This is a genomic window from Rhodococcus marinonascens NBRC 14363, assembly GCF_001894885.1.
Lineage (GTDB): Bacteria > Actinomycetota > Actinomycetes > Mycobacteriales > Mycobacteriaceae > Rhodococcus_F > Rhodococcus_F marinonascens.
Genome location: NZ_BCXB01000070.1, coordinates 1 through 6845, shown reverse-complemented (window position 1 = coordinate 6845; position 6845 = coordinate 1). Strand labels below are relative to the sequence as shown.

Genomic DNA, 6845 nt, shown 5'->3' with positions numbered 1-6845 from the left:
ATTGTTTGCGAGACACCCGGTGCCCGTGTGGTACGGGTTTGTGCCATCGAACGGGGGAGTGGCGGATGAGTGAGAACAAGCCGGGCCGGCCCCGGGAGTAATACGTCCGGATGCGGAGCGGGTTCGTGCTCGGCGTGCCCCCGGCAGAGGGAGAAGACCGCCCCCGGCCGGGCCGGCTAGGAGAGGTGGAGGCGCCGACCGCTCAGAGGTCAACCTATCCGTGCAGCAGACCCCTCTCGTGCGGGGACCGCCACCTCAACTTCTACGAGATCAGGGTCAACCTCCGGTGTAGCACCGGTATCCACCATCCGGTGTAGCACCGGTGTCCACCATCCGGGGGAAATCTTCCCGATCCCATTGCTTACTTATGGTAATCACCTATACCGTCAGTGGTCGCAGTGGATGCCAAGAGCGAGAAGTCTTGGAACATCCCGAAATTATCGGGCGTGTGCAGGAGAGAGAAATTGATCCCCCCATTCCGAACACCACCTATGACATGGCTCGCGGATCCTCATGTTCGTGATTGCGTCTCAGCAACACGAATCACACAAAATTCGTGAGGGTTCAACCTCTTACGGCACCACCTGAGTTTCGCGACTACCTTCAAGGGCCGCAAACAGGGCCGTGCCGTGAACAATCCGGGTTCAGAACTAAGGAACATCAACCATGAATCGAACCCGCTGGTCACGAATTGCGCAGTAGCAATCATGTCCGCTGGAGTCCAGCCCTTCACACATGCCGCCACATCGGCCGATGACAATCTGGGCACCGGACAGGATGGCATCTTTCAGTTAGCGACAAAATTCAAGGTGAGTTGTGGCGCGGTTTCGAAACGCGGGTAAGAGACATCCAGGTTTCGACGGACTGGTCGACGTTCTTTTCGTCAACACAATACGCGAGTAATTTCCTTACTTTTCCGAGACGGAACAACCTAGAGCGCTTCGCCAAAGCAACAACATGATCTGACGGCAAAGAACAGAAGGTGCATGAAATGCGGACAGTCCACAGGCGATCGAGTGTTGTCGCGGTAGCGACAGCCGGAATACTCCTGGTACCCACCAACACGGCCGCGGCGGTCGTCGACAACCAGTTCAATTCGCTTTCAGGACTGACACGAACGGACGTATCCTTCGATGTGAGCTGTCAGGGCACTGATAAGAAATACCCACCGTTCGGTGAATTCAGAGTTTCAGATCCTATCCTGAATAGAGTCTATTTCGTGTCGCATTGGGGTGTAACCGTAACAGCACCTAAAACCGTTCAAGAGGGTGACGTGTTCACCTACCGAATTACTCCTCAGTCTAACAGCGTGAATGCCTATGAACCTTCGGACGACAAGGCCTATCAGAAAGAACCTCTCTTTAACGCTGATGGGCATTCCGTCACGTCGTGGGCGCGGATGAAGTATGACGTGGACATACCACCGGGCACTGAACTGGTCGATGTGGACACGGTGACCGGTGTGTACTTCGCAAATGATGGAAACACCAACACTCTTCCCGAAGTAATCAGGGTGAACGAGAAGGGTGACGAAGACGAAAACGGATCCGTCGTACGGATGGCCCACGACAACATCACAGAAGAATCCACTAGTGGACTGGGTTGGGAAACTCACGACTTCGAATTTCAGCGGAATGGATTGCCCGTTGCCTCATTTCCCGCTATGGATATTACCGTGAAAGCAGGTGAGGCAGGATCTACGATAGAACCAACCCTCCGCCACACGGGAGATTCTGGTGAATATGGGAGACCGGAGAATTTCTTCACCTTCGACGTAAAGAATACTGACGGTAAACTATTTGCAGTTCGGTGTGCACCCTTGGATACACCGGATAGCACATCTGTGAACGGGGGCGGAAAACCGTTGACAACAATTGAAGTGACTGCCAAGCCGAAGCCGGTGTACGGGTTGGACGGTCGGGTTCTCGACGTGGTCGACGAGAGCACCGATATCTCTTCTCGGATACAGATGTGGGATCCCCACGAAGGCCCCAACCAGCAGTGGACAGTCACCGACCGCGGTGAGATCGTCAACCCGGTGTCCGGATTGTGCCTGCAAGAACTCAACGACGGCTACGGGCAGTTCGGCGATGATCCGAGCCCGGATGGCGTCACGCCCGTCGAACTAGGCAAATGCTCCGGACATATCACGCAACGGTGGACTATCGCCGACGAAGTCACCGACGGGAACCAACCTGGCGCCGGCATCGTTCAAAACACGACCGGCAGATGCCTCGAAGTCACCGACGGCATCTCCGCCAATGGCACCCCGGTTCAAATCGCCCCTTGCACTGGTGAGTCGAATCAACAGTGGAATATGTAAATGGGATTCTTTGAACTAGACCTGTGCAGGTCGCGTTCGACGTCCCTGCGTTTCGACTGTTCGACGTGGCGGTGGTCGGTGACTGGCCGGTACGGGGGCTCGATGACGAGCTTTCCCACTACCAGGCTGCCGATCAAGATCGAAGAGCCCCCGAGGACCCGCACCGACGCGGGTTCGGTCAGAAGCCGATCGGCGTGTGCAAACGAACGCGCGGTGCGCGGAAGACCAGGACACACCGTGGACGGTGGCGACCTCTCGGATACCGATCTGGCGGCGTCGCCGATCGCCGCCCCGATCTGGGTGCGGAGCCGGCCGGAGGTGCTGGCACCTCCGAGGAAGTAGGCGGTGTCGGTTTCCCCGTCTACACCGGCCGCCCGAACTTGGCGACCGTGGCCCCGTGGTTCGGGACCACTTATGCCTGGGCTTAGAAGGTAACGGGCGGGCCGTAGGCGATCGGCACATCCCCGGACCGCACTTGACCGATTGACTTGACCGCTTGACCCGAGGAGTATCGGGGTATGAGCACTCCATTGAAGAAGGTCGTCGACGACCAGCTCGAAGCGAGCGGAATGGCCGCGGAGCGGCTCGACGCCGCCGATGCTCAGTACATCAAGGCCGGTGTCGAGAAGGTGCTGTCCAACCTCAAGGCGCGTCGGGCGTGGGAGGACCACATCGGGCCGGTCCTCACGCACAGTCAGATCCTCGAAATCGCCGAGTGGTCGAAGCAGGCGTTGAGTCAGGCGGTGCAGAATCGGCGAGTCCTGCGCTTGCACGCCGAAGACGGCAGCGTCGGGTACTGGTCGGGGGGACTGACCGACACCGCGCCGCATCGACCGCTCCTGGGGTTGAAAGAGACGTTGACGGCCTGGGGTGCCGCTGACGTCGAAGAGTGGACCGTGGTGTCGTGGTTGTCGACGAAGCAGCCGGAACTCGATGGTCGGACACCGCGCCAGGCTCTCATCGACGGGGACTGGACCGAGGTTGTGACCCTAGCTCGTCAGGCGGCGGGGCGGCTGACTTCGTGACCCGGCCGAGAGCGAGTCAGCATCTCGGTGCGCCACCGTCACCGGACCAGCTCCGGGGCCGGTTTCCGGGGATTGCTGTTCGGGCGGGCACGGCGCTGTATCGGACCCACTCCGCCAAACTCGACCCGTGGTGGTTCGGTAGCAGCCTCGACAACCGTTTCGATCTGTCGGGACCGGCCGGCACCTGCTACACCGCCGAGTCGGAGATAGTGGGACTACTCGAAGCCTGGGCGGGGATCCGGTTCATCGCCCGCGCAGACGTCGCCGCCCGCGCAATCTCGACCCTGACCGTTGACCGGGACCTGCTCATCGCGGACCTCACTTCCAACGCCGGGATTCGGTTCGGGTTGACCGCCGAAATCTCTACCACGATCGACTACCCACTCAGCCAGCAGTGGGCTGCGAATCTGCGGGCCGCGGGCTTCGACGGCCTCCGGTACTGGGCGCGACACGAGCTGTCGCACACTCACACGTGCGTCGCGTTGTTCGATGCGGCTGGGGACCAGACAGATTCGGTGTTGCGGCCGAGCGTGTATCGGGTGGCCCGGACGGAAAGCCTCATCGAACGAGGCGATCTGCTCGATGAGCTGAACCGGCACGCGGGCATCACGATCATGGCGCCGCCGCCGTCCCTGGATCCGAGCTGAGGCAGCCCTCGAACATCAACCGCACATCACGGTTCCGGTGGAGACGACGGGCAACGACCAACCGCTGCAACGGTCGGGCCGCGAGCGGGAGGTAAGGAGATGGCGGCGAGGGCGACATTGCGCGTGCAGGTTCGGCAATGTCCTGCTGACGCGAGCCACCGGACCCGTATGTCCGACCGCAATCTCCCGGGGCCGTACTGCTGAATCCGTTCCAGGGTGCATGGTGCCCGCAATGGGCGGCGATCTCGTCGACGGCGGACTTGCCAGTCGCATCTGTTGCGCTTGATCGGGCTGACCTCAGGGCCGGGGCGGCCACCAACTCGGTCGCATGCGGGCCACGGTGGGGTCGTCCCGAAAACGGCCTTGGTCTCAATGGGTCAACGCATCACTACTGGTGACATGATGCGTGACCGTGGAGATCTTCGTCCTCTCTCGGCGCTAGCCAGCGTGGACCAGAACGAGACTCGACGAATAGCTGATCCAAGGAGGAACGAATGCTACGCAACCGCTTCGATTGCGATTCCGAAAGACTGCTCGCTGCCGGACACCGCGCGTGGAGCCAGGTCCCGATCTCCTCAGAGTCCGTCGAGGCGGCACTGAGCAGGCACCCGCACTTCACATGGGCAGTTGGCGAACGGAAGCACGGCTACGGCAGCGCCGCACCTATCAGGCAGGGTCGACGATGACTGATGATTTCGATGTGCTCGTCCAACGAGTGCGGCGCGTCCATGGCCGAGGTCTCGGGAGACTCAGGAGGAAGGGCCATGGGCGATGAAGGTTCCGACTTGTCGATCGAAAGGGGCAAGATTCCGAATTTCGTCGGACGGTCTGTTCTCGACCGGGACCTGGAGGTTCGTATCCTCGCCTCCCACCACACACTTGATGGTTCGCGGGAGTTCCCTGGCCCGTACCCGCCTGGTGCGGTGATGGTGTCGACGTCGGTTAAAGGCCGGCACGCGCGTACAGGGAGCGTCGTAGAGGTAAACCCTGTTGAAGCGGATGCGTGGGGACTGGCAATGGCGCCGGAGGGGTTCGAGGAGTTCGGTGTCATCCTCGGGACGCCCTCCTATTTCTCTACGGGTGCTCGTCACTACAGGTTCGTCCTGGACGCAGCCGGAGGGATGTGCGCGATTCCCGCGACCGACTGCGAGATATTGGTGGCGGGGATGCGCTGATTTCACGCGCCGATGAGAAAGTGCCCGATCGAGAGGTCGGGCGCTTTCGTCTCCGCGGTGGCTCCGCCGCCATGTCGAAAACCTGTGTCGGTAAACTATGTCGAATAAACCATGGTGTGGGTATTCTCGACGCATGTTGTTCGGTTACGCACGGGTCTCCACCCCGGATCAGAACCCGGATTCCCAGGTCGAGGCCCTGCGCCGGGCCGGTGTCGATACCGAGCACATCCACCTCGATCACGCCGGGGGCGTCAAGGCGTCGCGGCCCCAGCTGGACCTCGTCCTGACCCTGCTGCGCGGCGGCGACACCCTGGTGATCACCGATTTGAGCAGGTTGGCCCGATCGGCGGCGCATCTGATCGGCCTCGGAGCCGACCTACACCAGCGCCGGGTGGGTCTGAGGGTGCTCGAGCAGGGAATCGACACCGCCACCGCCGAAGGCGCCGCGATGCTCGCCATGCTGCCGGTGCTCGCGGACCTGCACCACGAGCTGGCGGTGGCCAACACCCGCGAGGGACGCGACGCGGCCCGCGCCCGCGGCCGCAAGGGTGGGCGCCCACCGAAACTCACCGCCGAGCAGATCCAACTCGCCCAACAGCTCTACGACACCGGCGAGCACACCGTCGCCGCGATCGCGGACCGGTTGAACGTGCCCCGCACCACCGTGTACGGGCACCTGAACAAAAAGCGTAGGACCGGCCCGGACACCCGCACCCGCCCCGAAAGTGCTGAACGTCCTGAAGTGATGCGGTCGCGGCGGGCCTGCCCGACCTGCGGATACGACCCCACCACCCGCGCCGAGGCCGCACACCAACGCGCCGACCTCGCCGTCACCTGGCTCCACCCGGACCCGAAGAGCACCGGCACCCTGCTCGAGCGACACCACTGCCGTCATTGCGAACCCGGGCCGGCGTTCGACATCGCGTGCACGATCTGCGGCGACGGCCCCATCCTCACCGGCGTCCTCGCCGAACACGCCCGCACCGGCACACTTCCGGAACCGGCACAGCACTGGCTCCACAGGGCCGGATGGCACACCAGCCCGGCACTGCTCTGCCCCGACCACACATGAGACCCGTGCCGGTCACGAGAGGATCGTACGATCGACGTGCGTGCTGTTCTCGCCCAGGCATACCGGCGCAGCTTCGTCGACGCCGCGCAGTCCTTGGCCCAGGCCGCACAGCACCTGCCCGAAGACCAACTGTTCGAGCACCTGCTGACCATCGGCCGCCAACAACGCACCGCCACCGAACGCCTCCGCAACCTCGGACGAACAGGCCAATGAGCGTCGAGGTCCCGGGTCAGGGCAAAGCCGCAGCTCTACAATTGCGCGAAATGGAGACCCTACGGACGCCGTGGTACTGGCGTCGAGTACGCCAAGAAGCACGTAACCGCTGGCTCACCCAGGGAAGCCGCGGCCTTCGTGGGATGACACTCACCCCGCCACCGATCACCGACGAGGAGTGCGCGACCCTGATCGCATCTCTGGTCGAAACGACCGGCGGCAGGTGGCCTGACAGCCCCGCCCGTATAGCCCGCATCCTGACCAGACTCGACATCGACGGCAGTGCGGAGCAGATGGCGGGGACGATCCAATCGCTGACTGGCACAAGAGACTGGCACACTCGCGCCCTCGAAGTCGAGGCCAGCGCAGCGGAATGGTGGCGTCAGGCTT

7 protein-coding genes and 1 pseudogene are annotated in these 6845 nt (G+C 62.3%); all 8 read left to right on the top strand.

Translation table 11 applies throughout. The features are described 5' to 3' along the window. Positions 1–991 precede the first annotated feature (991 nt). The gene (locus RM2_RS22335; RefSeq protein WP_084721959.1) at positions 992–2323 is read left to right on the top strand and encodes an RICIN domain-containing protein; all 1332 of its coding nucleotides are present in this window, start codon (positions 992–994) and stop codon (positions 2321–2323) included. Positions 2324–2346: 23 nt separating this feature from the next. Beyond that, positions 2347–2751, top strand: coding sequence for a hypothetical protein (locus tag RM2_RS23655; RefSeq protein ID WP_084721958.1), 405 nt, complete (start codon positions 2347–2349; stop codon positions 2749–2751). Positions 2752–2841: 90 nt separating this feature from the next. Beyond that, positions 2842–3348, top strand: a complete 507-nt coding sequence (locus RM2_RS22325) for a hypothetical protein (RefSeq protein WP_072691674.1) — start codon at positions 2842–2844, stop codon at positions 3346–3348. Then, positions 3345–3995: an RES family NAD+ phosphorylase gene (locus RM2_RS22320; protein WP_245814100.1), complete on the top strand. Its 651-nt coding sequence runs from the start codon at positions 3345–3347 to the stop codon at positions 3993–3995. The genes RM2_RS22325 and RM2_RS22320 overlap by 4 nt, the downstream gene beginning before the upstream one ends. A gap of 764 nt (positions 3996–4759) precedes the next feature. After that, positions 4760–5170 carry a hypothetical protein gene (locus RM2_RS22315; protein ID WP_139277902.1) on the top strand — a complete coding sequence of 137 codons (411 nt, stop codon included), beginning with the start codon at positions 4760–4762 and terminating at the stop codon, positions 5168–5170. A gap of 133 nt (positions 5171–5303) precedes the next feature. Further along, on the top strand, positions 5304–6242 hold the full coding sequence (locus RM2_RS22310; RefSeq protein WP_072691672.1) for a recombinase family protein: 939 nt from the start codon (positions 5304–5306) through the stop codon (positions 6240–6242). A gap of 39 nt (positions 6243–6281) precedes the next feature. Further along, positions 6282–6455: pseudogene (locus RM2_RS24280) on the top strand (DnaB-like helicase N-terminal domain-containing protein); the annotation flags it as partial. Continuing rightward, positions 6452–6845: hypothetical protein (locus RM2_RS25470; RefSeq protein ID WP_072691670.1), on the top strand; the 394-nt coding region annotated here is incomplete at its 3' end. The pseudogene RM2_RS24280 and the gene RM2_RS25470, both read left to right, overlap by 4 nt.